This is a genomic window from Bacillus sp. F56 (assembly GCF_001748205.1).
GTDB classification, from domain to species: domain Bacteria; phylum Bacillota; class Bacilli; order Bacillales; family Bacillaceae; genus Bacillus; species Bacillus stercoris.
Window position 1 is genome coordinate 158,118 of record NZ_BDFC01000011.1, and the last position, 26,907, is coordinate 185,024.

General features: G+C 45.2%; 31 protein-coding genes and 1 pseudogene. 7 read left to right on the forward strand and 25 right to left on the reverse strand.

All coding sequences use genetic code 11. The annotated features are described in order from the left end of the window. Positions 1-9 precede the first annotated feature (9 nt). The 14 genes from BFW96_RS18810 to BFW96_RS21990 form a co-directional block, all read right to left on the reverse strand. The gene (locus tag BFW96_RS18810) at positions 10-894 is read right to left on the reverse strand and encodes a thiopeptide-type bacteriocin biosynthesis protein (protein WP_069840281.1); all 885 of its coding nucleotides are present in this window, start codon (positions 892-894) and stop codon (positions 10-12) included. Continuing rightward, on the reverse strand, positions 891-3,431 hold the full coding sequence (locus BFW96_RS18815; RefSeq protein ID WP_069840282.1) for a lantibiotic dehydratase: 2,541 nt from the start codon (positions 3,429-3,431) through the stop codon (positions 891-893). Before BFW96_RS18815 ends, BFW96_RS18810 begins: the two co-directional genes overlap by 4 nt. A 6-nt stretch (positions 3,432-3,437) precedes the next feature. Continuing rightward, positions 3,438-4,388: a M50 family metallopeptidase gene (locus BFW96_RS18820; RefSeq protein WP_234698047.1), complete on the reverse strand. Its 951-nt coding sequence runs from the start codon at positions 4,386-4,388 to the stop codon at positions 3,438-3,440. Beyond that, the gene (locus BFW96_RS21985) at positions 4,389-4,562 is read right to left on the reverse strand and encodes a hypothetical protein (protein WP_234698048.1); all 174 of its coding nucleotides are present in this window, start codon (positions 4,560-4,562) and stop codon (positions 4,389-4,391) included. 114 nt (positions 4,563-4,676) lie between these two features. Then, the gene (locus BFW96_RS21605) at positions 4,677-4,850 is read right to left on the reverse strand and encodes a thiocillin family RiPP (protein WP_014665267.1); all 174 of its coding nucleotides are present in this window, start codon (positions 4,848-4,850) and stop codon (positions 4,677-4,679) included. Between the two features lie 37 nt (positions 4,851-4,887). Then, a complete protein-coding gene (locus tag BFW96_RS21610; protein ID WP_014665268.1) occupies positions 4,888-5,055 on the reverse strand; it encodes a thiocillin family RiPP in 168 nt (55 codons plus the stop codon). 18 nt (positions 5,056-5,073) lie between these two features. Then, positions 5,074-5,241 carry a thiocillin family RiPP gene (locus BFW96_RS21615; RefSeq protein ID WP_014665269.1) on the reverse strand — a complete coding sequence of 56 codons (168 nt, stop codon included), beginning with the start codon at positions 5,239-5,241 and terminating at the stop codon, positions 5,074-5,076. A gap of 16 nt (positions 5,242-5,257) precedes the next feature. Next, complete coding sequence (locus tag BFW96_RS21620; protein WP_014665270.1) at positions 5,258-5,416, reverse strand: thiocillin family RiPP; 159 nt, start codon at positions 5,414-5,416, stop codon at positions 5,258-5,260. Positions 5,417-5,458: 42 nt separating this feature from the next. Next, entirely contained in the window at positions 5,459-5,629 is a 171-nt protein-coding gene (locus BFW96_RS21625) for a thiocillin family RiPP (RefSeq protein WP_014665271.1), read from the reverse strand. A gap of 40 nt (positions 5,630-5,669) precedes the next feature. Next, the gene (locus BFW96_RS18825; protein WP_234698049.1) at positions 5,670-6,395 is read right to left on the reverse strand and encodes a nitroreductase family protein; all 726 of its coding nucleotides are present in this window, start codon (positions 6,393-6,395) and stop codon (positions 5,670-5,672) included. Positions 6,396-6,400: 5 nt separating this feature from the next. Next, on the reverse strand, positions 6,401-8,125 hold the full coding sequence (locus tag BFW96_RS18830) for a nitroreductase family protein (protein ID WP_069150251.1): 1,725 nt from the start codon (positions 8,123-8,125) through the stop codon (positions 6,401-6,403). Further along, complete coding sequence (locus BFW96_RS18835; protein WP_069840284.1) at positions 8,122-8,787, reverse strand: TOMM precursor leader peptide-binding protein; 666 nt, start codon at positions 8,785-8,787, stop codon at positions 8,122-8,124. The genes BFW96_RS18830 and BFW96_RS18835 overlap by 4 nt, the downstream gene beginning before the upstream one ends. A gap of 20 nt (positions 8,788-8,807) precedes the next feature. Beyond that, positions 8,808-9,812 (reverse strand): YcaO-like family protein, encoded by a 1,005-nt coding sequence (locus BFW96_RS18840; RefSeq protein WP_371326437.1) that lies wholly within the window; start codon positions 9,810-9,812, stop codon positions 8,808-8,810. Next, complete coding sequence (locus BFW96_RS21990; RefSeq protein ID WP_234698050.1) at positions 9,734-10,117, reverse strand: YcaO-like family protein; 384 nt, start codon at positions 10,115-10,117, stop codon at positions 9,734-9,736. The genes BFW96_RS18840 and BFW96_RS21990 overlap by 79 nt, the downstream gene beginning before the upstream one ends. A 294-nt stretch (positions 10,118-10,411) precedes the next feature. On the opposite strand from BFW96_RS21990, the gene BFW96_RS18845 reads away from it, so the two are divergent. The 4 genes from BFW96_RS18845 (at position 10,412) to BFW96_RS18860 (ending at position 12,799) form a co-directional block, all read left to right on the forward strand. Next, positions 10,412-10,672: a winged helix-turn-helix domain-containing protein gene (locus tag BFW96_RS18845; RefSeq protein WP_231560771.1), complete on the forward strand. Its 261-nt coding sequence runs from the start codon at positions 10,412-10,414 to the stop codon at positions 10,670-10,672. Positions 10,673-10,689: 17 nt separating this feature from the next. After that, complete coding sequence (locus BFW96_RS18850; protein ID WP_069840285.1) at positions 10,690-11,631, forward strand: ABC transporter ATP-binding protein; 942 nt, start codon at positions 10,690-10,692, stop codon at positions 11,629-11,631. Next, complete coding sequence (locus tag BFW96_RS18855) at positions 11,628-12,380, forward strand: ABC transporter permease (RefSeq protein ID WP_069840286.1); 753 nt, start codon at positions 11,628-11,630, stop codon at positions 12,378-12,380. Before BFW96_RS18850 ends, BFW96_RS18855 begins: the two co-directional genes overlap by 4 nt. A gap of 293 nt (positions 12,381-12,673) precedes the next feature. Beyond that, positions 12,674-12,799, forward strand: coding sequence for a YjcZ family sporulation protein (locus tag BFW96_RS18860; RefSeq protein ID WP_014665279.1), 126 nt, complete (start codon positions 12,674-12,676; stop codon positions 12,797-12,799). A 186-nt stretch (positions 12,800-12,985) separates the two neighbouring features. Here BFW96_RS18860 and pucE read toward each other — a convergent pair whose 3' ends face one another. The 7 genes from pucE to allC form a co-directional block, all read right to left on the reverse strand. After that, complete coding sequence (gene pucE, locus BFW96_RS18865) at positions 12,986-13,507, reverse strand: xanthine dehydrogenase subunit E (protein WP_069840287.1); 522 nt, start codon at positions 13,505-13,507, stop codon at positions 12,986-12,988. Further along, positions 13,498-15,735 carry a xanthine dehydrogenase subunit D gene (gene pucD / locus BFW96_RS18870; RefSeq protein WP_069840288.1) on the reverse strand — a complete coding sequence of 746 codons (2,238 nt, stop codon included), beginning with the start codon at positions 15,733-15,735 and terminating at the stop codon, positions 13,498-13,500. The genes pucE and pucD overlap by 10 nt, the downstream gene beginning before the upstream one ends. Further along, entirely contained in the window at positions 15,736-16,569 is an 834-nt protein-coding gene (pucC, locus tag BFW96_RS18875; protein ID WP_069840289.1) for a xanthine dehydrogenase subunit C, read from the reverse strand. It lies immediately after the preceding gene. After that, positions 16,566-17,183, reverse strand: coding sequence for a xanthine dehydrogenase accessory protein PucB (gene pucB, locus BFW96_RS18880; protein WP_069840290.1), 618 nt, complete (start codon positions 17,181-17,183; stop codon positions 16,566-16,568). Before pucB ends, pucC begins: the two co-directional genes overlap by 4 nt. After that, positions 17,180-18,172 (reverse strand): XdhC family protein, encoded by a 993-nt coding sequence (locus BFW96_RS18885; RefSeq protein ID WP_069840291.1) that lies wholly within the window; start codon positions 18,170-18,172, stop codon positions 17,180-17,182. Before BFW96_RS18885 ends, pucB begins: the two co-directional genes overlap by 4 nt. 227 nt (positions 18,173-18,399) lie before the next feature. Further along, a complete protein-coding gene (gene pucG, locus BFW96_RS18890; RefSeq protein ID WP_083252922.1) occupies positions 18,400-19,650 on the reverse strand; it encodes a (S)-ureidoglycine--glyoxylate transaminase in 1,251 nt (416 codons plus the stop codon). A gap of 16 nt (positions 19,651-19,666) precedes the next feature. Then, complete coding sequence (allC, locus tag BFW96_RS18895; RefSeq protein ID WP_069840293.1) at positions 19,667-20,905, reverse strand: allantoate deiminase; 1,239 nt, start codon at positions 20,903-20,905, stop codon at positions 19,667-19,669. 233 nt (positions 20,906-21,138) lie between these two features. Between allC and BFW96_RS21630 the strand changes: the two are divergent. Together BFW96_RS21630 and BFW96_RS18910 are read left to right on the forward strand one after the other, a co-directional pair. Continuing rightward, positions 21,139-21,234, forward strand: a pseudogene (locus tag BFW96_RS21630) (hypothetical protein); the annotation flags it as partial. 81 nt (positions 21,235-21,315) lie between these two features. After that, on the forward strand, positions 21,316-22,182 hold the full coding sequence (locus BFW96_RS18910) for an endonuclease I family protein (protein ID WP_014665289.1): 867 nt from the start codon (positions 21,316-21,318) through the stop codon (positions 22,180-22,182). 32 nt (positions 22,183-22,214) lie between these two features. On the opposite strand, the gene BFW96_RS18915 is transcribed toward BFW96_RS18910, so the two are convergent. Continuing rightward, positions 22,215-23,318, reverse strand: a complete 1,104-nt coding sequence (locus BFW96_RS18915; RefSeq protein WP_069840295.1) for an ABC transporter ATP-binding protein — start codon at positions 23,316-23,318, stop codon at positions 22,215-22,217. Between the two features lie 180 nt (positions 23,319-23,498). On the opposite strand from BFW96_RS18915, the gene frlR reads away from it, so the two are divergent. Beyond that, positions 23,499-24,227, forward strand: coding sequence for a transcriptional regulator FrlR (gene frlR, locus BFW96_RS18920; RefSeq protein WP_040081902.1), 729 nt, complete (start codon positions 23,499-23,501; stop codon positions 24,225-24,227). A gap of 24 nt (positions 24,228-24,251) precedes the next feature. Here the strand turns inward: frlR and frlD are convergent, their stop codons facing one another. The 3 genes from frlD to BFW96_RS18935 are packed head-to-tail and all read right to left on the reverse strand — an operon-like array spanning position 24,252 to position 26,904. Then, entirely contained in the window at positions 24,252-25,106 is an 855-nt protein-coding gene (gene frlD, locus BFW96_RS18925; protein ID WP_069840296.1) for a fructosamine kinase FrlD, read from the reverse strand. A gap of 13 nt (positions 25,107-25,119) precedes the next feature. Beyond that, a complete protein-coding gene (locus BFW96_RS18930; RefSeq protein WP_069840297.1) occupies positions 25,120-26,022 on the reverse strand; it encodes a carbohydrate ABC transporter permease in 903 nt (300 codons plus the stop codon). A 3-nt stretch (positions 26,023-26,025) separates the two neighbouring features. Further along, a complete protein-coding gene (locus tag BFW96_RS18935; protein WP_014665294.1) occupies positions 26,026-26,904 on the reverse strand; it encodes a carbohydrate ABC transporter permease in 879 nt (292 codons plus the stop codon). Positions 26,905-26,907 lie beyond the last annotated feature (3 nt).

Below are 26,907 nucleotides of genomic sequence, written 5' to 3' on the forward strand. Positions count from 1 at the left end.
TCTTTTTTATTATTTTATATCAGTTGTGTTTTTAGATATTTGCGCGAGCAAAGCTCCGAGATAAGCCTCTTCTATCGGCCACACCCCTAAACGGTTATTCATCATATGAATATAGTGAAAGGCTAGATGGGAAGCAGACGTTCTAATCTTATCGGACTCTTGTATCTGTGAAAAAGCACTCTCCAGCAGTTTTTGGTACCCATTCGTTGACTTGGTGACAAAAGGGTTAGAGTGCATTTTTTCTATGACAACATTTATTACATCAATCCGTTTTTCCGCAGCCTCCTTCAGCTTCGTTTTATAGGTTATTCCATCAGTATAATCAGCTCCGCTCCAATAATGCAGCATGCTCTCCCAAAGATCCTGTGTTTGGTCTAATGATAAAGAAGCTTGTTCCGCTGTTTTTTTCATAAGAAAGAGAGCGAAATCAAAACGGTCATGATCTTTAAATCCAGGATCATTCAATAATGAAAGAACCAATTCACTCGAAGACTGAAAGATGTCTTCAGCTATATTAACGCCTTGGATGCCGCCGTATTTTTCATACTCCGGCTCATATTCCTCTTGTTGGAATCCGGATTCAAAATTTCTAGTATCGGTTTTGACAGGCAGCAGCCGGCTCATTTCTGAAAGAGGTTCAGCCAGGACTTTAGATAGACTGCTGTTCAGTTGCTCTTCCGTAATCTCTTCAACGATATCAATGTCGTCTTCATTTACTAAAAAACGCAAACGGATATGAGGCCCTTGCATATCAATGTATCTGATAAAAAACCACTTATGTACTTGAACACTGTCTTTTACCTGCTTAACAATCGGCGTTACAATGTTAATGATAATATTTTCTAAATACTCAGCCCTCGGCACATAAATGCTGTAAAACACCCATTCCTTCATATAAAAACCCCTTTCTCATTAGCTGTAGCCGATTCTTGCTTTTTCTCAACTGGCCATTGGAATAAAGACATATACTCAGAAGCAATTACGCGCCCTTCAGCATTTTCCAGCCAATGCTGATGGCGATTAGGAAGTCCTTCAGTGAATGTTATAGACAAAAGGTCATCTTCAACAATCGTGTTTACAGCAGCTGCGATAGAATGGTAGCTATTGAAATTCAGATACATTGGTTTTCTTTGTTTTGGATTCAGCATCACACTTGTTCTCTCTCCAGAAAGAAAACCCTCATCCGGAAGGCTGTACTTCTTTTGAAATGCTTTCATTCGTATAAAGTATGCATAGTCACTCTCTCGATTCTCTTTTAAAGGGAATAAGAATACCGGGAACCGCCAGCGGGCACGCCTTTGTACAATCCTCCCCTCCTGCATACGCGGATGAAATTCTACTTTTTCCGGCGGAGGTGATTTAGGAAATAGTGGTGATGTCACCCAATTGGTTTGGTAAGCATTAATCCATGGGTTCATAATGGTAAATAAATATGAGACAAGCCCATGCATCATGTGCTGTGGCACAGCACCAAAATACATAGGAGCAACAGGGCGCCCCTCTTTGTTTACAAATGCCAGCGTACCGCGCGGATCATGCACCAATAACAGATCATTTAACAAAAGATCATTTTGATCCGCTGTTGGATTTTCACCAAGCCACCTTAAGGACTGTGCTGTAATACCTGGATCAGTTTGCAAATTGCTGAAATCTGAGATCATCGGAAAATGAACGATATCTGAGTGAGGGTTCATCACATGAATCCATCGCTTTGTAAGACTGCTTAAATTTCTCTGATCCTCATTAAACATTGATTGAAAGCGGAGTACCAGCCCCAGACCGGAACTGATCTGGTTGATAACAAGCTGGTAGTCACCATTGGAAATGTCTTTACTGCCATTATTTGCTGCTAATTGATAAAACACAACCGCACTTGGGGGAACTGAGCTGCCGCTGCACGGGGCAAACACTCTGGACTCCTCCAGATTTACAGCTGTCTTTTTATCTTTCCGCAAGGCATTTTTAATCAGCCGGGGCCTATCTTTCCTCATTTCAAACTGATACAAAAACTCCTGAATGTCATGGCATACGCCTCCTTCCCCATACATCTCTATGAAGTGCTCACACAACAAATCATAGAGATGGGTCCGGAATTGATGCTTTCTCAACTGTCCAGAAAGCTGTTCTAAATCACGTTTGACCTGCTGGCCTAACGGCGGGTGATCTTCTATCCATTTCACATTTTCGTAAACAAGCTTTTCAGTTATTACACTTTTCGGTATTTTATCCGTAAGCTCACTGAATGCACGTTTTGACAGTCTGTAAATGAACTGATGATAGCGCAGTCTTTGCTTGGGCCCGCTTTTCGCAAGCTCCTCTACACAATGGTTCATCCATTTCACAATTCTTGCTATCCTTCTTGCTTTTTGGGTTTGTATCGGCTGTAAGAAATGATATAAACTGAGCAAAGGCTTTTCTGTTTTTCTTGAAAAAGGAAGTACCGGCTTGATCCATTGTTCAGCTGACAAGTCAGGTATTGTAAAAGAAGTATTTTTCAGCAATTCCTGTATCTCCGCATAACTCCCTGAACGGAGAGATTTGATCACCTTCAATTGTTCTTCTGACGAAATTTCTTCTGACACCATCTTATCTTCACGCCATGCAAACCCGTTTAAAATGGTGTAAGAGCTTTTCAGCAGCCGCATATTGTTCTTTTTATCAGTGTGGAGGGTTTGATTTTTTTCGTAGTACAAGTACTGGGATAATTCGTTATGCTGCGCCATCTCAAAAATAAGTTCACTGCATATTGACTTAGAAATGCTGCAAAAGTTCGTTTTTTGATTATTTGTATCAGGAGGCGTGTTATCAGCTGAAAAAGAGGTCAAGCCAATCTTGGTAAACGTACTGAATGGGCTTGTTTTCATCGTTATTCTTCCTAAATAAGACATACTGGTGCGTGCGTATTGTTTGTGGGGCCTCCATAGTTTAGCCTTTTTCTTGTTATAAGCGGATAGATATTTCGGATTTGCCAGCGCCAATCCTTTTTGCCATTCTTCATTTTCCATTTCATTCGCTAAATGTTGGCCAGCCTCTTCAATCTCTTTCTCAAAAATTAGTTTGGTATCTTCCATATACCTTTGTCTGTCGTGAACGGCCATATACCAGCGGTTAAATAATTTATAATCAGAAACAGTCAATCGTTTCTGCAGTTCACTTCTATTTTTATCATCAATTTGAAAAGGACGGCTGTTAAAGATATCTCGTTTTACTTTTAAAAGAAAACGAAGAAAGTTCGTTTCATCATCGTTGAGACAGGAAATCAGATGAAAGAAAATGTCGCTTAGAGGCTCCTTCATTACTTCAATTTCTGTTTCCAAATTCAAAATCTTTTCTATATTTTCAGATGTCTGTTTTACATCAACACATGCCAAGCTATCGATACTGCCCCCGGCAGCCCTCAGCATAACAAAAGGCGCTACATATCCCTTCATGATACATCACCCCATATATCCAAATGCATTTCGTAAAAGAAAGAAAAACGCCGATAGCAAACAAAAAAGATAAGTAAGTGAGACTAAACTGTAGGTAACGTAAATGATTTTTCTATTTTTCGCCACATGCTGTAAGTAAGCAGGAGGCTTTCTAAACGTGCTTACATGCAGCAAATATGTTAAGGCTCTTTTTCTCAGTGATAACTCCCCTGCAGCAGCCTCTACCGCGTGATATCCATCAGTAGGAAGCAGTAAATTCAAATTACTAAGAACAAAAAGGATTTGCAAAAATGAAATAAGGTGCGCTGTCTCGCTTATAGTGCCTTGAGGAACCAACATTGAGACGGCTGCCCACAAACCGCAAGCTAACAAATCTGAATACGGCCCGGCTAGCGCGATATGAATTCTGCTTTTCTTGCTTTTGAGCCGGTAGGTGTCTGTCCGGTCAACGTACGCAACTGGAATAAAATAATAGAGTAGCGCGACACCCGCTTCCCGTATGGTGATACCGTAAGCTTTCGTTACTAAGGCGTGAGCCATTTCATGAATAATCAAATGAAAAGCAATGACACAAACCAAAAAAATCCAATTAATGGAAGACCATTCGATCTGCCATCCTCCTGTCACATTGAGCATAATAAAGGAAGAAATGGCACAAAAAAATAGAATATAAAAGGTTATTTTTTGAAGCATATTGGGAATAGAATGGTAAAGATGAAGCAGTGTTTCTGTTGATTTATTGAGAGACTTCGCCAATGGTAATCGAAGCATCGGTTTATCAGCTGCGCGGCGAATTGCCTGCTTCACCTGATGTTCAGGCAGCGGTTTTATATTTAAGACATTGGCTTTTCTTAAAGATGAAAAAAACATATAGACAATTTCAGGAAAGTTACCGTAATTTGCATAATTTTTTTCAAGTTGATTCACTATATCCTGGCCCGTGTTTGAACCATCCATTCAGTGAAAAATCTCCAAGCCAACTTTTGAAAGCCTGATATATTTCCCATTCTGTTTGTCAAACAACATGGGTTCTTCATTGGCGCCTATTAACAACTCGACTCCTTCACCTAAATAGAGGGGATTGACCAATAGTTCTTCATCGTACTGGTATTGAACTTGACCGTTGTTCATGGCATCATTAAACTCCTTTTATTAACATACAAATACGGTATAATAGATAAAGGAAAGTAAGACATGCGCCTGCTCGCAACAGGCACTTGCCTTACTTGTCTAAATAAGGGCTGATCACCCGTAGCTGCTTGCTGTGCCAGCAGTTGACGCTGTAGTTGCCGGACATGAAGCTGTTGTAAAAGAGGAAGCAGTGCTAGCTGTTCCTGCAACAGTCGCCAAATCCACTTGGGCCGGCAGCTCTTCAGCGTATAATTCCAATGTTTTAATAGTAGTATCCTTTTCAGACATAATGTCACCGCCTCATGTTTTTTAGGTTGATAACATCCTAATTTACCGTTGAAATGGTAGCTATTGTGGAGACAAACGTCGTCCACGATGCATAGGAAGCTCCTGTCGACATCGTCGAGACAATAGACGACATGTCCACTTGGGCCGGCAGCTCCTCTGCAAAGAGTTCCAGTTTTTCTGTTTGCTCGCAGTTAACCTTCAACATACACATCTCCTATTTGAATCAACCGTAGCAGCTGATCGTGCCGGCTGAAGCTGCTGTTGTTCCCGGACATGAAGCCGTACTGACTGATGACGTAGAACTGAAAGATGCCGCAATCGTTGCTAAATCAACTTGCTCCGGCAGTTCTTCTGCAAAAAGCTCCAATTCAAGAGTTTTATCCTTTTCCATTTTTCATTCCCCCTTATTATCCGCCGTATGATGAGATCGTGCCGGCCGTAGAAGCCGATGAACCCGCACATCCAACTGTACCGAATGTTGCAGATGTAGTGAAACCAGATAATGATTGAATTTCTGTCATTTCTTCAGCATAAAGTTCCAGTTCACACTCTTTTTTCTCTTTCATTAGTAAACCTCCTTTTATTGGATTTAAATAATGAATGTATTATTATCCAGAAAGTGATGATGCCGTTGATGCCGTCCCCGCTGTGCTTCCAGGGCACGAAGCTGAGCCAACAGTTGTGGCTGAAGCCCAAGTCGACAATGGCCCCATTGTAAAATCCATTTGCGTTTCAAGCTCTTCTGCAAATAATTCCAATTCAACTTTTTTCTCTTCCATCTTTATCACCTCCTTTCAAGTTATGTGCTTTGAAGAAGGTTTATTTTTCAGAAAAAGATAGCGGTTTTCCAAATGAGAACGCGCACAGTTGAGTCCGATATCGGCCGTCAATAGGCGTGTATTCCCTTAGCGGTCTAGGAAGGGCGCCAGCAAAAATCGTTCCCTGAAGTCCAAGTGTTAACGCAGAAAGCCAAGCATTTTGAGCCGCTGCGCCGCCGCGCACCATCAAATGCCTGTAGCCGTGTCCGCCGTACTGCTTTACCGCCTGATTCATTGTCCCATTAATGATGATAATGGCAGGAGCATACACAAATTCTTTTTGGAGAAACCAGTCATCCGCTTTTTCTTGTTCCGGTATCTCGCCCATAGGCTTTAAAGAATGCGTTTCGGCGCAATAATCATAGAAGAATGGACACCGCAGATTTTGGACACGCCACGTGATAACAGATACCGTAATATCAATTCCCTGGCCGATCTGGCGCGTCCAATTTCTGTTATCTTCTTCTTTGACCGTCGCTAAAATCGTCCCCAAATCACTCAAATCAATTGCATGCTGATCATAAAATCGAGTGGCGGTACGCTCTTTCAATATGTGAAAAAGTTCTTTGCCTTCAAATTGTTTTTCCGGCAGCAGACATGATTCCCTTGTATTCAAGTTCTCTTGTTGCTGTCCCTCTACGGCACGATCGATTTCGCAGTCAAAATGAAAGGTTTTCGTTTCTTCGATTAATTTGTCTATCAGCTGAAAGGGTTCAAAAGAAGCCATTGTCATCACCATCCGTCATCTAATCCGGCTAAAGCTATTACCGGTTCTTTTTTAGGATCGATTCCAAAACAGGATAAAAGCGCTTGCTCATTCCACTGATCAATTGTATTTACTTTTATCCCGAGACCTGCAGATACAGCTTGCATTTGTGATAGAGCGACCCCTCCATCTAAATGAATGACTTTATAAGCAAAACCATTGTATTTGCTGGCAACTCTTTCATAAGCCCCTGTCAAGAGAACAAGCGCCTTTGGAAGATTGTCTTCTTTTAGGCCTGTTATATCAGTTATTTTCTTCTTGATTTCTTCTATTGTTAATGATGGACCGACTTTTGCCAACGAGTGATCCAAGTACTGGTAAAAGTAGCAGTTAGGAGCTAGCCCGTTTACTGACAGGGCAAGAATATAAATTTGGCAAGATCCCAAGTTGCCCCCGGTTGGCGCCCACCTCTGCACTTTTCCAGTTGCCTGGCCGCTGTCTGCGTCTCTTAACCCACCGCTAGTCAAACATAAGCGAGTTAACGCTTCCAGATTCAATTCCTCTCTTCCAGACATAGGCTGTATTCTGTTTTTCAGGAAACCGCCTTTTGGCTGCGGCAAAAGCTCTTCGGTCGGCAGCTCATATAAGGCAGCACTCGGATAGCTTTTTGCTTCATTTGTTAGTAACAAGTTTTTTGGGTTGTAATGGACTTGATGACTTTTAGGGTTAATCAAATGTTTTGATGGAAAGGCAATTGCATTTTCAAACTGCAATACAGGATGAAGCTCATTCTCGGAGTCGCCGGTGCAGCAACTGCCGTCCGGTCTTGGATGGACCTTTTTGCTGGTGCACGTCCAATCATCGAATCGGAATGTGAGATACTCTGTTCCGGTTGCAGAAGGAGCAAGCCTCGTAATGAAATAAACAATTTCAACCGCAGAATAATATTCCCACATTTCAATATGTTCAAGGCTTGGTTTGCCTTGGCCATCTTCTGATTCAACTGTTATTTGATAGTCTCGATAAGTGGCTGTTTCATTTTTTTCAAAATATGGCCCCAGAACACCGACATTTTCTGCTGCTCGTGTGAGTATCCATGGAATATTCTTTTCATGGCAGATATGATCCAATGACCTTAATTGTTTGTGGTTCAAAGGATTGGTGCAGAAGACAATCACAAGGGCGGCATGATCGATGTTCACTTCATCTGAGAGCCGTGCTGTTACAACATTTTCTCCTCCCATATATACAAGTTCCTCATGAAGGATCTTGCCATACTCTGAATCAGTCAATAGCAGAATCTCAGCAGTTTTCAATTTATGTAATCCTTCTGCCGCACTTCTGTTTACTCTTGTCGAATCAGTACTTCGCTGAAAAAATTGGTAAACATCAGGCTCAAAACAGCTTGTATCTATCCCTTCATCACCTTCCGCATCATCAAGCAAACCGCGCATGAACAATAAAGAAAGAATGTTGCTGATGTCTCTTGGAGAATATTGGTCAAACTCCGCCATAATATCTTTAATGGTATACGAACCATTGAGAAATGGTATTAGATTTGGCAAAAAGCGCGTAACAGCATTTCCTTTCAGCACCTGCAAATGTTCTGTTCCATGAAATAACATAGAATCTTGATCCGGAATCATTTGAAGACTTGCGATTAAGCGCGGCTTTTTAGGCAATCGAAAATTCGGGTCAAAGTAAGCCGCATGGCCAACTTGCTCAGCTGACATGACTGATGCAGGTTTCATTTCGTAAGCACTTCCCCTCTTCTATGACTTAACAATGATTGAAGGTCTTCAGATAACTGTGCCACGCTGCGGTTTTCTTCAGAGCGTTTTAATCCACATCTCGGGCAGCCATGCACTGATATGGTTTGTGAACTGAAGGATTCTCTTGTCAGCATGTTTAATTGCCAAACTCGCCCAGATTGTGATTGCTCATTCTCGTCAATTGATTTTATAATTGTCGAAGCGAAAACGGCTGACCAGCCGGCAAAGCTGCGTAAAAATCCCTTTGGTCCCGCGTCTGGATGGCTATGATAATATGCATCTATTTTTTTGACATACTGAGGAACCGGTGAATGCTGTAAATAACGAGATTCAAAACAATGGTAGCATGTCCCTTCACCAGGTATAACAAGCGGGCCTATTCTGATATACGGATGATCCATAGTAATGGGAATCCACGGTTCATTCCATTTAAAACAAAGCTGGTCGAGCTGTTTTGAAATAAAAGAAGATGATTTCCAAGAGGCAAAGATATGCAATCGAGCAGATGGAAAACGGTCTGACGGCAATAAGTAGAGCGGCTCGTTTAATGGCGTAATCACAATATGATCGATTTTTTTAGAAAGCTGCTGTGCGACTTCCCTGCCAAAGTCTCCTGTTGTCATGATATGAATGGGTTTCATTTATAAAATCTCCTTCCTTATTAAGCAAACGGCTGAGGCCAAGCATTAATTTCGCTCTCCGTTTTCACCGGATAACCCATCGCTTTTGTTGCTTCATAAAGACGCTGGTGCCCTAAAAAACGGCAGCGGTAACTGAAGGACAAAGGCTGAAGGCCGGGTATAATGACACGAACCACGCGCATATCAGCATGAATGGCTTCATCGGTTGTCAGATCAACTGCAAATGCCTCAAGTCCCTTTTCCTCAAGACGATTTAAAAGAAATTTTAAATTTTCTCCCGCATTTTCTTGCTCAAGGTTTGGTAATTCTGAAAGATTGGATTGATTCGGCGAATGTACTAGAAAATCATAGGCATGCAGCCTTTCAGCTTTCCCCATATAGGTCGCGCCGTGGAACACATTGTAGAAATCATCTATATCTTGCGGCGCAGGGCGCTCTGCCATCATGGCGATGCGTGAAGAAGCGGCTTCCCTCATAACTTTGTTTATTGCTTTATGAGGATTTAAATCAGTCGCACACATAATCAAGGCAGCCAGTTTTTTATTATCGGGTGTCAGCTGCAAGGAATAAATGGTTGGAATGCCTAAGTCCGTTGTACCATCGAACAGATATTGCTTGATATTTCCATTCTCGAATGTTTTATTTAAAAATTCAGTCATTTCTTGATCTGGCTTTTTATCAAAGATGATGTGAGGAAGAGGAAGTTCTTGATACCAAGTTAAAGAGATCGCGTCCCTTTCAATGACTTCACATATCGCATTTACAAGAGCTTGTTCATAAGAGGTATGTGCAGCACAGCCGGTCGAAATCGGAAGCCAAAAGCGCTCACCTTGGCTCATAGCCGGCAAATGCAAATAGGTCATGATGGCTGGAATCCATGTCTCTTCTTGTGTGTGAAGAGACATGCCCTTTACCCACCTCAACGGAGAATCTAATAATGGTTTATTTACCGGGCAGCGGGGATGAGATCGTTCAGTTTCTGAGCAGATGGGAATTTTTTTAAATCTAAAGCTTTCGACCCTAATTCCTCAGCTGTTGCCCAAATAAACTGTTCCTCACTATACACACAGCTGGAATATCGTTCTAATGCTTCAGCAATCGCTTTAATTCGACTATCTTTTTCGTGAAGTGATCCTCCTGCACCATCCATATCTCCCGTCAACGACTTCCCCGGATTTAAGCTTGATATATGGGACAGAGACTGAGAAATATCTCCCGTAGATGCAACTTGAATTGGGAAATCAGGTTCACCAGGATAGGTCGGGAGGGAAGATACTCTGTTTATAAATCCTCCTAAAGGCTGTACTAGTTTTTCCAACGAATGAGCCATTCACGCACCTCCATTTTTTCAAAAAAACGTAAATTCTATGCTATGAATTTATTATATTAGATATATCAATCTGGATCTATGTCGAAAACCTTAATATACGTTAAGATTAATAATACTTTTTTCCTAATTTTATAAGTTTTGTCATTTTCATCTGAACTGAATTGTCTTTGCTCCCGTATATGCTAATGAAATCATACGTCTCAGTTGTCTTATCTAAAGGAGGAGATTCAGATTAATTACACAAAAAGAGAAATGCTTCTAATTGGCGATTGGTTATTAGACTCTGAACGTGAAATGCTGGTGAATGAAAATTCCACTATTCCCCTTTCCAGAATTCAATTTCGTTTGCTTCATTGTTTAGCTGTCAATAACGGCAGACCAGTATCCAAAGCCAAACTCATAAAATATGCGTGGGGAGAGGAAGGGTTCGCTACAAAGAATGCATTGTATGTATATATTAATCGGCTGAGACGACTAATCGAGAAAGATGTAAAACGTCCCAGGCATATCTTATGCCTGAGAAAAGAAGGCTACATTCTCTATCCAAAACATTAAAGGAGTGTGACAGTTACATGAAGTCCAGCTTACCTATCACCGTGCAAAATCTAAATAAGTCTTACGAGGATCATCAAGTCATAAAGGGAATTTCTTTTGATTTGAGAAAAGGGGAAGTTTTTGGGCTTTTAGGTCCGAACGGAGCGGGGAAAACAACAATCTTAGAATCTATCATCGGATTGCGCAAACCAAGCGGCGGCGAAGTTTCAGTGATGGGTTACAACCCATTGAAACAGCCTGAAAAAATCCGTCCATTTATTGGGGTTCAGCCTCAAGAAACCACTCTATTTCCTTATTTGAAAGTAGGAGAAACTTTGAAATTATTTTCTTCCTTATATAATAAATCAAGATCTCCTAAAGAAATATTAAAGCTGGTAGGTTTAGAAGACATGATGAACAAACCCACTCGCAAACTATCAGGGGGGCAAAGGAAAAGGCTGCTGATCAGCATTGCACTTATATCTGATCCTGATATTTTGTTTTTAGATGAACCGACCGCCTCTTTAGATCCTCATTCACGCCGGCAAATCTGGGATATTATCCAATCCCTTAAGGGAAATGGGAAAAGTGTTTTCTTAACAACACACTCAATGGAAGAGGCCTATACACAATGCGACCGTACTGCTATTTTAAATAACGGGAAGTTTGCCGCCCTCGGAACGCCGGTAGATTTAATACAAACCCATTGTCCTCAGCAGCGCTTGTTCCTAAAGTACACCGATCAGAAAAAAGTGGCTCAATTGAAAAATATTCCCGAAATAAAAAAATCTTCAATAAAAACACTGCCTATTGGCTACGAGCTTGAAATCGTGGCCGAACCCATTACCAAAAATGTAATTTCTTCGATTATCAAACAGATTGACGCAGAGTGGTCCAGCATCCGCATTGAACAGGGAACCTTGGAAGATGTTTTTCTTAAGCTTACGGGAAAGAAAATACGAGAGGGTGTTTTGGTATGATGAATAAACGTGCTTTTTCTGCGCTTCTATTCATGAATATAAAAGAACTGATTCGAAATCCTTTAACCTTTTTTATGGTTCTCGCCTTTCCGTTTCTATTCCTGATTATGTTTGGTGTTCTCTCCAGCTCTACGGGAGTCGGTACAGATTTATTTGAGTTTATCATTCCTGGCATTATTGTGATGGCATTCTTTACGCTTGCTATAAACGGAACTTCCACTCCTATCATACAAATGAGGGACCAGGGAACTTTGCGATTAATTGGTTTAACTGAAGCATCAAAGCTGACCTTTGTGCTTTCTCAAATATGCGCTCGTTTTGTTTTAGCAGCTTTTCAACTTGTTGCGCTGCTTAGTATCGCTTATTTCAATGGAATGTTACAAGCACAGAATATCCCTCAAATCATGCTTGTTTCACTTATCGGGCTTCTCATGCTGTTTGCACTTGGTTATACTGTGGGAAGCATGCGTCTCTCTATTGAAGCTGTAAATGGGCTTTCAGGTGGCATGCTGGCCCCTCTGCTAATCGTGTGCGGATTAATTATGCCGATGAACCTGCTTCCCTCTTGGCTTGAAACAGTATCGAAATTTATCCCTCTCACCTACTTTGGAGAACTTCTGCGTTATTATTTAAATGGAGACAATCCATCTCTTGGCGTGTTATTCAGCTATCTTATTTTAATCGCTTCAACTGTACTTCTGGCTTTTGCAGCTGTCCGTTTGTTTCGTTGGGATAATATCCGCGGATAACATCATACAAAAACAGACCATCTCTTGTCACATTCCCGCAGCCTAATCCCGCCATACTCAGGCCAACAGGGACAAATCCCCTGCTGGTCCTTCTTTATGATTTACTTTTTTTCCAAACAGAACGCAAACATCATCCTCCTGATATGCAGCATCATTTGAGTCTGTTTTAATAGTGTTTAATCTCTCTTACACCTTTAGACAAAATATTCATTTTTTCTTTTTTAGACTCAAATCTATGTCGAAAATGATCGTTTGGCATATCTTATTCTATCTCCACTAAAGGAGGTGACTTTATGGGATTCTACAATTCTGGCGGAAACTCTGGTTATTCAAGCGGTCTCGGCAGCTCCTTCGCTTTAATCGTAGTGCTATTCATTTTGTTAATCATTGTTGGAGCTTCTTTCTTTAGCGGTTATTAAGTTTGACTTTGCCTATCCTCTGCGGTATCAGCACCTCCCTGTCCGGCAGACGCCATAAGAAGTTTTTATGGCGTCTTTGCTATGTGAAGCTGGAGCTATCAATTCTACGAAATGTACCGTATGTTTTCCCACACGCTGTCTGACCGCTTTTTCATAGTAAAATGTCAGGCTAAAAAAATCCGGCTTTTAAAAGCCGGACTCCCGTCTATCTCCGTTCAACTCTTCTCTAATCCTGCAAGCAGACCGCATAATCCCGCCATACCCGGTACACCGGCACAAATTCCCCGCCAGCCCCTCTTCTATGTCTTCGTCAGCCGGATGCGGGTTTTCCTCAAACAGCGCTTTAAGGGCAATCGTCATGCCCGGGGTGCAGTAGCCGCATTGGAAACCGCCTTCCTCTAAGAAAGCGGTTTGGCAGATATCCAGCTCTTCTTTTTGAAGCCCCTCGATGGTTGTGATGGAGTGGCCGTCTGCTTGATAAGCCATCGTCATACACGCATTGGCCAGCTTTCCGTCGATTAAAACGGAGCATGCTCCGCAGCGGCCGATTCCGCAGGACACCTTTGTCCCGGTCAGCTGAAATTCCTTTCTAAGCAGGTCACTAAGACGAGCCGTGGGAATGGTTGTCACCTCACGCTCCTGCCCATTTACGGTCATTCGGTACTGTCCCTTTTTTACAGGAAGTGACCCAGCCTCTTTTACGTCCATTGCTTCAGCCCCTTTCTGTCTATCGCTTCAAGCAGCTCTTCTCTTGAAATGGGCAGCTTATTTATCCAGCATCCGACCGCATCATGTATGGCCTTTACAATAGCTGGAGTGATGGCGATCGTTCCGATTTCGCCAACACCGCGCGGACCGTGGGAATCGCCTTCCATCAGCTCTTCTATCGCGGTCAGCTTCATATCTGGAACATCCTTCACACCGGGAATGATATACTGGTCCAGATTCTCCGCCGCATAACGGCCGTCTGTCATTTTCGCTTCCTCCATCAGCGTATAGCCGAGCGCCATGGCAGCGCCGCCTTCAATTTGACCTCGATAACCCTGCGGACTGACAACCGGACCTGCTGCAATAGCATGCTCACAATCTATCACTTTGACATCGCCTGTTAACAGATCTACCTCTACCTCAACGGCAGCCGCTCCAAATGAGTAAAGAAAATGGCCGCCCACTACAGGATCAGGCGTTGTTGGAAAGTCAAATGCCGTTTCCTCTGCCAAAGGGCCTTTTTCAGCCAGCTCCTTATACGTCACCACGAGCGCCTTCGTGTTTTTTTCACGCAATCCTGCAGCGCCGAGCATAAGGTTTTCCGCTGAACAGCCATTCCATTCTGCCGCCCGTTTTTTCAACTGAGCTAGAAACGGCTTCTTCAAACGCTGGATCGCGTGCCACACCATGCTTGTGCCGCGGGATGCTGTGGAGGAGCCTGACTTCGGCACTTTTGCGGTATCCCCAATAACAATGGAAATATCCTCCGCGGCACAACCTAACTCCTCCATGACAATATGTTCAATCGCTGCCAGAATCCCCTGTCCGCATTCTTCAAATCCAAACGAAGCAGTGATTTTGCCTTCACTAGAAAGAGACAAACGGCCTCCCGCCGCATCCATTCGGCCATACCCCAGCCCTCCGCCGTGCATTGTGATTGCCGCTCCCGTGCCTCTTTGCAGATACCCGCATTTCCGGCTTGTTCTTGTAAGAATGGGAGATTTAGAAATAGTGTCCAGCACTTGCGCCGCTCCGTCAGTTGGTGCAATCCGATGCTCAAGCGGCCCCAAGTCATGCGGATTTCTGATATTTTTTCCTCTCAGCTCCAGCGGATCAATGCCGAGCATGCTGCTGAGACGATCTAGATGGGTTTCGAGTGCAAATGTGATTTGGTTGCCGCCAAAACCCCGAAATTCTCCAGCCACCCCGTTGTTCGTAAATACAGATATTCCTTCAGTCCGGATATTCGGAATACGGTACGGCCCCGCCGCGTGCTCGACAGAAAAGTCAAGAACTGCCGGTCCGAGCGTAGCATAAGCGCCTGTGTCCGCCACAATTTTCACGTCATGCGCCAATAGATTTCCTGCATGATCCGCACCCGTTTTTATCGTAATCTTCATCGGATGGCGCTTAATGCCAGAACGTACAGATTCCTTTCGTGTTTGATGAACTTTGACCGGGCGTCTGCTTTTCAAGGCCAAAAGTGCAGCATACGGCTGGATATTCAGTTCATCCTTCCCTCCGAATGAGCCGCCCATCGGACTTGACACAACCCTGATCTTCTCTTCAGGAATGTCAAAAATGCGGGCAAGCTGGAACCGGTCTTTATAGCCGTGCTGCGTGCCTGCATACATCGTAAAGCCCCCATTATCCTCCGGAACGGCTACGCCTCCCTCCGTTTCCATATACGTATGCATCTGCCGCGGCAGCTCATAGGTTTCTTCAAGGACTGTGTCAGATGCTCGAAAACCCTGTTCCACATCACCGTTTGAAAAAAACGCGCGGTGCAGGATATTCCCGTCCTCGTGCAGTCTATGCGCGCCCGGCTGAAGCGCTTTTTCAGGTGAATCAATGACCTCCAGCTCTTTATACTCAACGCAAATCAGCTCCAGCGCAGCCTCCGCGATTTCCTCCGTTTCCGCAGCAACTGCGGCGATCGCATCTCCGACATGCCGCACCCTGTCCTCGCATAAAACCGGCTGATCAGGGATGACAATGCCAAATCGGTTTAAGCCGGGAACGTCTTTATGCGTGACGACGGCCCGCACACCTTCCACTTTCTCAGCTTTCATGGTGCAAATCGACACAATCTCTGCATGAGGATAAGCACTTCTCAGCACTTTGCCATACAGCATTCCTGGAAAGCTGAGATCGGTCATATATTTCAGTTCCCCTGTGACCTTTTCCCTTCCATCCGGCCTGACTCTTGATGGTTTGTTGATGATCATTTATTCCCCTCCCTCAGCCATCAGCTCTGCCATGATGACATTGGCAGCGGCTTTTTTTCTGTATGCCGCTGACATAAATGCATCTGAGGAAAACGGCAGCTCATGGATAAGTGTTTTGTACAGCTCATGCGGGTCCCACCCTGATGCCTTCCATTTCGCTTCGCTGTCCAATAATCTTTCAGGTGTGATATCGGCATGGCCAGCGGCGAGACGAATGCCGCCGTCTTTCAAAAAACGTCCGGCTCCAACAGCAACCGCTCCTGTAAAAGCCTGACGCCTCCCAAGCTTGCGGTAAAATACACGCTCTCCCGCCACCCGCGGGACGATGACACGCGTAACGATAGCCGTTTTAAAGTCTCCATCCACGAGCCAAGCGCCTAGCGGCAGCCTGATCTGTTCCTTTTGATACACGATAAGCTCAGCATCAAGCACAAGCAAAAGCGGAATCAAATCACCGATTTTACTCGCTATGTTTCCGCCAATTGTCGCCTGGCTGCGGATTGCAGGTGCGGCGACAGCGGAAGCAGCCTCACTGAAGCAGCTAATTGCGCTCTTGATCAAAGGGTTCTTTCTGCATTCACTCAGTGTGGTCAGCGCCCCGATCGACACGTGGGTGCCACTGACGCTTATCCCTCGCATCTCGTCAATCCCTTCAAGGCTGACAAGGTGCTGTTTCGGCAAAATTCCTTTGTCCCACTGAAGCTGAAGCAGCGTGCTTCCCGATGCGGCACATACATCCGGAGCAAGCTGCTGCAAAAGCGAATAGGCCTCATCAAGCGCTGACGGCCTCCACAATTGAATATTCATCCTTTCTTTGGTCACTTGGCCGTTCAAGCCATCACCCTCCTTACCATGTCATATTCCTCGGATGTATCAATATCCTCCAACTCACCGCTTCCCTTTGCCTCCAAAACCGCACCTGCTCCAAGCTTTCCGCTTTTCAGGAGCCTGCGAGCCCCTTCATCTCCCTTTAGCCCCTTTATATAAGGAAAACAAGCCGATGAGAAGTAGATTGGCGGGGTGAACGCACCTAAAAATGATGACACGGCAAATGACTCAGGAGCCAGTGCCACAAGGGCATTGAGATGATCAACGGAAAGAAAAGGCTGGTCGGCTAACAAAATGACAACGCCGTCCGCCCCCATGCTTTCTGCTTTTCGCACCCCGCTGCTGATTGAATGCCCCTGACCCTTTTCCGCATCTGGACAAACATGCAGGCTCCAGCGTTTTTGAAAAGGCGGTGCTTGATATTGCGATCCTATCCACTCAAGGGAGGCATGCTTTGTCCGCACGACGACCAGCACATGATCAAGGCGGGACGACAGAGCAGTTTTCAAAGAAAGTGAGCCGATGGTTTCTTCTTTTAGCGGCAAAGCCAGCTTGTTTTGGCCCATTCTTTTGCTATTGCCGGCAGCGAGAAATACCCCAATCAGATAGGGGCTTCTCATACAACCGCCACCCGTTTTCTTGTTTGAATGATTTCTGCAACTACACTTACCGCAATTTCCTCGGGACCTTCCGCACCGATGTCCAGCCCGACCGGACTGTAAAAGTGAGACGGAGGCTGTTTTCCGTTCAGCAGCCGTTTTGTACGATTTGCCGAACCCAACAGTCCAATATAATGGAGATTTTGAGAAAATAAGAAGTTGATGATCATTTGATCGTGCTGATAATGATGGGTTGCCACAACTGCTGCATCATGCGAAGAAAATTGGAATTCACTGAGCATTTGTTCAGGAAAAGCGGTGATCAGCTGATCCGCTTTTGGAAAAAGAGAGGATGTGCAATAAGCGGGCCGCCAATCCGTCACGATAACAGAAAACCCTGTATCAGCCGCCAAATTGGCCAGCGGTACAGTATCCGGTCCCGCCCCGAACAGAATGAGACGCGGTTTCGGTTCAATTCGCTGAATAAACATGGTAGTTGGCGGATCGAAATGCGGTAAATGAAGCGTTGAAACAGTACGTTGAATATTTTGCAGAGGCGCGTCCGGCCAGTTCCCAAAATGCCCATTCTCCGTCAGAAATAAATAATGGGAGGATTCAATCTTTACAATAGAAGTGACAGCTTTGCCTGAATGAAGGAATTCCCTCACTTTTTCATAGTGGCGCCTTTTTCCCTGAGTGATTCGCTCCGCATGAACATGAATCATGCCGTTACACCCGGCTCCCATGCCCCAGGACAGATCGTCCTCCGCCCGCATGTCGTAGGGAAGCAGCGCTGACGTGAGCTGATCGCCCAGCGCACTGATTCGTTGGCATAAATCTTCTTCCACGCACCCGCCGCTCAGCAAGCCAATCCGCTGGCCGTTTTTCTTAAAGAGCATAGAAGCGCCTGCTTTTCGATAAGCGGAGCCTTCAACCTGAACAATGGTCGCCAGCACAGCCTCCTCCTGTTCTTCCAGGAGCGCGTCTAACACCGTGTGGAAATTTCCCAATGCTGCATCCTCCTCTCAAAAATTGCTGTGAGAAACAACGAGTTCCGCGTGATTGTATGGGTAACTTGTATAAAGAATAGATGATGGAAGAGAAAATGACTCATGATTTGTCAGAAAATGAAACACATAGAAAGAGGATTTGTAAAAAGAGTCAAACGAAGAAAATCAAATTGGAGAAAACACGAAATGATAGCTTAAAAAGCTTGCGGATGTCCGCAAGCTTTTCTTTACACCGCTGCCTGGCGGCCAGCGTTTTCATATACATCAAGCGCCGCTTGGAGCGCCTTTCCTGCTTCGATACCTGCATTATGTCTGAGAAGCACAGCCTCTAAACCGGCAAGCACGAATAACACATTTTCTTTTCTGCAGCTGTAGCCCATCGTGCCGATTCTCCAGATCTTCCCTGCCAGCGGGCCGAATGAGCTGGCGATTTCGATACCGAATTGTTCCAGCAGCACACGACGGACAGACTCGCCATCGATGCCCCCGGGAATTTCAACACAGGTGACAACAGGCATTTTGCAGCTTTCATCTCCAAACAATCTTAGCCCCATTGCCTTTATTCCTGCTGCTAATGCGGATTCATGGTACCGATGCCGCTCAAAACGTGCCTCAAGGCCTTCTTCAAGCACCAGCCTGACCCCCTCACGCAAGGCGTACAGCATCGTCGTCGCTTCTGTATGATGATTGAGCCGTCTTTCGCTCCAATAATCCTCAAGCTGGCTCAAATCAAAGTAGTTGCTTGTAATTGGCCGTTTTTCCGAAAGTGCTGCCCTGTCAGCTTGTGTCGCAATCCCGCGCTCCACCTTTTTGCGGGCTGCAATCACGTCCGCCACCCGCTCATTATATGTAATCGGCGCCATTCCTGATGGCACAGACAAACATTTTTGCGTCCCGCCGATGGCAGCGTCAATCTTCCATTCATCGACTTTGACCTCACAGCCCCCGATCGTTGCGACTGCATCAACGATAAACAATGCATCCTCAGTGCGGCAGGCTTCACCGATCGCTTGCAGCGGGTGAATCCGTCCTGTCGATGTTTCTCCATGCACCATCGCCACAATTTTCGGCTTCACTTTTTTTATCTCCCGTATGATGTCCTCCGGGTCAAAAACCGTTCCCCATTCGCACTCAAGCGTATGAACATTAGCCCCATACCGCTCGGCGATTTCAGTCAGCAAGTATCCGAAACGGCCGTAAATGGGAATGAGCACATCATCTTCCGGCTCTATTACGCTAGCCAGAACTGCTTCAATACCCGCCCGTGAAGTGCCGTCAATCGGGTATGCCCAGCGGTTTTTCGTTTGGAACAGCTCCCGAAGCATCTCCATCGTTTCATTCATAATACCGGTAAACGCCGGATCAAATTGGCCGACAACCGGGGTGCTCATTACTCTTAATACCCGCGGATCAACCTCAACAGGCCCCGGCGTCATAATCGTTCTTAACGGGGTGCATAATTCTCTTCTGCCTGACACAGCCATTCCTCCTTTATCAGTAAGCCAGTTTGTGTAATAAATCAGTCAGTGCGCGGACGCCGATCTCAAGCTGTCTGGCTGGGGTATATTCCTTCGGCGAGTGGCTGATGCCGCCCCGGCTTGGCACAAACAGCATACAAGCAGGATAACGCCTTCCAATCATTTGCGCGTCATGCCCAGCTCCGCTCACCATTTCCTCACAGCTGATACCGTTTTCTAATGCTGTTTCAAAAGCCGCAGCCTTCAGCCTTTCGTCCATCGGCACAGGCTCTATCTGCATATATTCATCAATCACGGGGCGAATTCCTTTTTGATGGCAAATACCGTTGATCAAAGCAACCATGTCCTTATGAAACTGCTCCAGCACGTGCTGATGCTGATGGCGAATATCGATTGAAAACTGGACGCGTCCCGGTATGACATTGGCTACATTGGGCTCTGCCGTTATTTTTCCGCATGTCAGACGGAGCTCCTCCGGCTGCTCCTCCGACCGCAGCAGCAGCTCATGAATGATACGGCTGCTGGCTGCGAGCGGGTCCTTGCGCCATTTCATGGAGGTGGTTCCCGCGTGATTGCATTCCCCTTCCAGCGTGACGAGATATCGTCTCTGCCCCGCAATACTTGCCACAATGCCGAGATCCCGGCCTGACATTTCCAACGTCTGCCCCTGTTCAATATGAAGCTCAACAAAAGCGCTGATATCTGTCCGATATGCCGGCTGAAACACGCCTTTGCCAAAACCGCTCTCATGCATCGCAATTTGCAGCGAGACTCCTGATTCGTCTCTTGGCTCTGCTCCATCCTGTAATGAAAAAACACCCGTCATATTCCCTGATCCCCAATAGGTCAGTGGAAAACGGCTGCCTTCCTCCTCACATAAGGATACCGCTTCGAGTGTTTTTTTCGGCGCTCCATAGGCCTCTTTGAGCTGCTTTATCGCAAGCATTGCCGCCAAAACACCATAGGCGCCGTCGTATTTCCCCCCGTTGATAACAGTATCGATATGTGAACCGGTTACAATGACTTCATCCGGAGACTGGGTGCCCGAAAGCCTTCCAAACACATTCCCGACATCGTCGAATCTTGTCTCAAGCCCGAAAGAAGACATTTCTGTTTTCACGGCAAGCTGTGCGTCCATCCACTCTTTTGTGTATAAAAGCCTCGTTACGCCGCCGTCCGCGGACGCACCGTATTGGGCGAGCCATTCAATATAATCTGTGATGCTGTTTTTTACTGAAAGCTTTTGCTTTTCCATGTACTCCCCCCTCTGGCCGTTATAGTGACTTCATTATAGAAGGAGGAACATGATAGTTCATTGGCATATTAACCAAAAAAACGTTTATTTTTTGGTCACAGTATCTAGCAATCAGGTTCACCCTACCTGTCAGAAGTCAAAAGAAAACACGGTAAAGAAGAGAGCCAGCAAGAGCGAAAGAGAGGGTCAAACTGCCTTTCATATGTACGAGCTAGGTTTGCGGGAGAGGCGGTAAAAACAGAAATGGCGGCAGCTCGCAAAAACAGGACCTAAGGATATGGGAACAGGTCATTTCCGCCTCCTCCAAAGGAACTAATTTACAATTTTAATGAAAAATATACAAAATGACACTTCTATCCTTTATGTCAATTTTAGATAATAGACATGATCTCATAAAAGGAGGGCAAGTGATGACAAAAAAAGCATGGTTTCTGCCGCTCGTCTGTGTTTTCTTGATTTCCGGATGGTTTGCGCCGGCAGCTTCAGCAAGCGGGCAAACCGCATTAAACCTTAATGACCGATTGGCGTCTTCCCCTTCAGGAACAGGGAGTCTTCTCTCATTAGCCGCTCCCGCTGCACCCTATGCTGACACAGATACCTATTATGAAGTGGCTGAAGGCAAAACAGGAGACTCGCTAAAAAGCGCCCTGCACCGCATCATCAGCGGACACACGATGCTGTCCTACAGCGAGGTGTGGAACGCGCTGAAAGAAACCGATGAAGACCCGGCTAATCGGAATAACGTCATCCTGCTCTATACGAATGAATCGCGGTCCAAAAACCTGAACGGCGGCAATGTCGGCGATTGGAACCGCGAGCACGTCTGGGCGAAATCCCATGGCGATTTTGGTACGAGCAAGGGGCCTGGCACTGATATTCACCATTTGCGCCCGGCTGATGTCCAAGTTAACAGCGCCAGAGGAAATATGGATTTTGACAACGGCGGCACTGAATATGCGAAGGCACCCGGAAATTATTATGACGGCGATTCATGGGAGCCCCGTGATGATGTGAAAGGCGATGTTGCCCGCATGCTGTTTTACATGGCTGTCCGTTACGAGGGTGATGACGGCTACCCTGACCTTGAGCTTAATGATAAAACAGGCAATGGCTCAGCTCCTTATCATGGCAAACAATCTGTCCTGCTCGAGTGGAATAAGCAGGATCCGGTTGACGACCGTGAGCGGAAAAGAAATGAAATCATTTATGAGAAATATCAACACAACCGCAACCCATTTATCGATCACCCTGAATGGGCGGATGAGATTTGGCCGTAAGAAAAAGGTGCTCCTAAAAAGGAGCACCTTTCCTAATACACAGCCTCTTCTGTTTCCGCATCGAAAAAGACGACGTGATCCATTTTCACTGTGAGCTGGATTGAATCGCCTGCTGCGATTCGCGTGTTTCCATCCAGGCGAACCGTCAGCCGCTCGCCCCCAGCCATGACATGCACAATGAGCTCTGAGCCCAGATTTTCATTCACTTCTACCTTTGCTTTAAACACTGAATCAAACACCTGTTTATTTCCTGTCATTTGTGTGATGTGCTCCGGCCGGACTCCGGCAATCATTTGCTCTCCGGCATATCCGTTTTCCTTCAGCCGCTTTGCTTTTTCTTCAGGAATATGAAGACGGATCGAAGGGTTTGTGAAAAACAGCTCGCCATGCTGCTGTTCTATAACGCCTTTTAAAAAGTTCATTCCGGGAGAGCCGATGAAGCCTGCGACAAACAGATTCGCCGGATAATGATAAATGTCATGAGGTTTCGCCACTTGCTGGATTTCCCCTTCATTCATGACGACAATCCGATCTCCCATTGTCATTGCTTCGGTCTGGTCATGCGTGACATAAATAATCGTTGCCTCTAATCGCTGGTGCAGCTTGCTGATTTCTGTCCGCATCGTCACTCTTAGTTTTGCATCCAGATTAGAAAGCGGCTCGTCCATTAAAAAGACCTTCGGCTCCCTTACAATCGATCTGCCAAGCGCCACCCTTTGCCGCTGCCCGCCGGAGAGCGCCTTTGGTTTTCTCTTCAGCAAATGTTCAATTTCTAAAATTCTGGCTGCCGCATGAACCCGCTCGGCAATTTCCTGTTTCGCCATCTTTCTGAGCTTTAATCCAAACGCCATATTATCAAAAACCGTCATATGCGGATAAAGCGCATAGTTTTGAAATACCATCGCAATATCACGTTCTTTTGGGGGAAGATCATTGACCCGCTTCCCATCAATGAGAAGATTTCCTTCAGAAATGCTTTCTAATCCAGCCACCATCCGCAGCGTTGTTGATTTTCCGCATCCTGACGGCCCCACCAGCACCAATAGCTCCTTATCCTTTACATCTAAATCAAAGTTCTTCACGGTTAATTGTGAGTGATATGATTTTTTGACGTGTTCGAATGTTAATGAAGCCATCAGAACATTCCCCCTATCTTTTGATCGTTATTTCGTCACTGGAAACAACTTGGTCTTTCTGTTATTTTTAGAGTAATCGATTCCCATTTTTGCTATATTTCTAAAATAAAAAATGTAAATTTGTATTATAACGTCATAATACATTATAATATAAATAATAGGTTAAAAGGAGGCTACCCTTTGTTAAACAACGGAAGTTCTACACCTTTATACATTCAGCTAAAACAAATCATCACTGATGACATCAAAAAGGGCGTGTATTCCCCAACCGCCAAGCTGCCTACCGAAAATGAGCTTTGCAGCAAGTATAACGTCAGCCGCATCACCGTCAGAAAAGCCATTCTCGATTTAGTCGAAGAAGGCTATCTCATCAGGCAGCAGGGAAAGGGAACGTTCGTTAAAAGCCCTAAATTAAAACGAGAGCTGATCGCTGTAAACGGCTACTCGGAATTTATGGAATCAACCGGCAAAAAACCGAAGCACCAAGTGCTGTCCCATGACATCATTCCAGCGCCAAAGCCCATCGCCGAAAAGCTTCAAATCCATCCTGAGAGCCCTGTCGTTGAATTAAAACGGATTCTTTATAACGATGATCAGCCTCTCACCTTTGAAGTGACGCATTATCCGCTTGATTTGTTTCCCGGCATTGATACCTTTATTGCTGACGGCGTCTCCATGCATGATATTTTGAAACAGCAATACAAAGTTGTACCCACGCACAATACGAAGCTATTAAACGTTGTATATGCCCAACAGGAGGAAAGCAAATACCTGGATTGTGATATCGGGGATGCGCTGTTTGAAATTGATAAAACGGCTTTTACATCAAACGACCAGCCAATCTATTGCTCATTGTTTTTGATGCACACAAACCGTGTCACCTTTACCATCAACAGCCCCTACACATAACAGGCATAAAAAACGAGACACTGCTTATAGTATTCTCGTTTTTTCACTGCTTCCCCCGTCCTCCAAGCGATAAGGATAGCCATAGCCGAAAGCTCCGTACACACCGCATGTTTTCGCAGCCGTTTCGGCGGCCTGGCGCAAAGCGTACATTATATCCTGCTTCACGCAAAAGGCAGTCAAAAAGCCTGCTATAAAAGAATCTCCCGCTCCAAGTGTATCTATTATATCAGTTTCCACAATCGGCTGATGATAGATTCGATCACCCGCAGACAGGATTGCACCTTGACCCCCTCGAGTCATACAAACCATTTTGGCTCCGTACCCATGAGCTGTTTTGGCAAGCTCGCCGCATTCCGACTCACTCAAATCGCTTCCTGAAAAAAACGCATATGTCACATAAGGACAGACCCTCCTCAAATAATCATCCTCCCGATTGGTTGAAAAATCAAATGAGACAGGGACAAGCCCGCACAGCTGCGGAAGATCGTTCTCAAGCCTGCTGTACACGCTCGTATGCAGCAGATCATGCCCGCTGATAAAAGATACATCTTTCTCCTGAAACGCGAGGCGAAGCCGAGACTGAATGCCGCCTTTATTTGATCTGACAAAAATACGGTCCCCCTGTTCATCAAGAGTGACAATCGCCATCCCGTTTTCTCCGTGCGCCTGGCGGATATAATCTGCATTGACCTGCTCCTGCTTGAGAACGTTCAACAGATGTGCCGCGGCTTTGTCATTGCCGACGATTCCGATATAAGAAGACTCATGCCCGAGCCGCTTGGCAAGCACAGCAACGTTTAAGGCATTTCCTCCCGGGTAAAATGTTTCTTGATCCTGGTAGTAATCGACAACATTATCTCCAACCGCAATCAATTTCATAGTGCTTCCTCCTTTATCCTTTTACACTGCCGCTTGCAATTCCGCGGACAAAATATTTCTGCATCAATAAAAATAGAATAATAATCGGCGCGGCTGAAATCGTTAACCCGGCCAGCAGGACGCCCCAATCAGTCTGCAGCGCGTCTCTGAACTGCATCAGCCCAGCTGGAATGGTCCGCAAATTCTCATCATCTATGAAAATAATCGCAAACATAAACTCATTCCACGTATGGTAAGCCGTCAAAATGCCGGATGTCACCAAAATCGGCACACTCATTGGTAAGAAAATTCTGAAAAATACTCCGAAACTTGTACATCCATCTAAATAAGCCGCCTCCTCTAATTCTTTGGAAATAGAAAGAAAATAAGAGCGGATCAATATGATGGTAAATGGGATCCGGTAAGCCGCGTACGGCAGGATTAATGCCCAATACGTATTGTACAGGCCAAGCGACTGAATAATAGAATAAAGCGGCACAAGACTGACCTGCGGCGTCAGCATCAAACCGCCAAGACAAAGTACCAAAAAGAATCCTTTTCCTTTGAACTCAAACCGGGAAAGGCCGTACGCCGCCCATGCACTGATAAAGACAGTGATCACACACGTCAGCACCGTAACGATGACGCTGTTCATAAAATAAGAGGAAATCCCCTGGTTCCAGGCGGACACAAAGTTTTCCGGATGCCACGAAGACGGCAGCGACCAGCTGTGCTCAAAAATATCGTCAGAGTTTTTAAAGGCGCTCATCACCATCCATAGAAGCGGATAGGCGATCGCAATCAAATAAAGAAACAGAAAAACCCACACAGACGTTTCTCCGATGTACCATTTTCGCCTAGACTTTCTTTTGACCTCAATGTGCTGGTCAGGCACAGGCTCCAATCTGAACGAATCTGTCTTCTTCTGAGGCAGCATCTGTTACTCCTCCTTTCCGGTTTTAAAGAACTTCATTTGCATGAGCGACAATGCGAGCGTAATGATTAACACGACAGTGGCAATCGCTGAGGCGTAGCCCATCATATCCTTTGTAAAGGCACTTTTATATAAAAACGTGCTCAGGACTTCTGACGCGTTTCCCGGCCCGCCGCCTGTCAATATGTACGGCTCATTAAATACCGTAAAGGCCCCGGTCAGCGTCATGACCACCGCCACAAAAGACATCTCTTTCGTCTGTGGAATAGTAATATGAAAAAACTGCTGAATTTTACCTGCGCCGTCAAGCCGGGCCGCTTCATACAGTTCATCCGGTATTTTTTGGATCGACACGATGTACAGCATCGCAATATAACCGACAGATTGCCACTGGGACACAAAAATGACAGAAAGCATAGCTGTGCTGTCATCCCCGAGCCAGGCCCTCGTCAGCTGATCAAGACCGATGGCCTGAAGCAGCTGATTCAAAAGCCCTGTCTCCGGATTGTAAATAAAATCAAACAAAAGCGCGATCACCGTCATGGAGATGACAACCGGCAAAAAGAAAACGGTACGAAAAAACGGCGACCATTTTCTGACCAGCTTATCCTCAAGCACCGCCGCCAAAATCAAACCGCCAAATACCTGGCATACAATTGAGATCACTGCGTAAAGCACATTATTGGTAAGCGCCTGATAAAAGACAGGATCATGAAACAATTCAACATAGTTTTTCAAGCCGATAAACGTTTTTTCCGGAGAAAAAGAGCTCCACTGAAACAGGCTGAGGAAGACATTCTCAAAAATCGGGATATAAACGAAAAGTAAAAAAACGAGAGCGGGCACCAAAAACAAATAGGGGATTATTTTATTTTGATTGACCAAGGG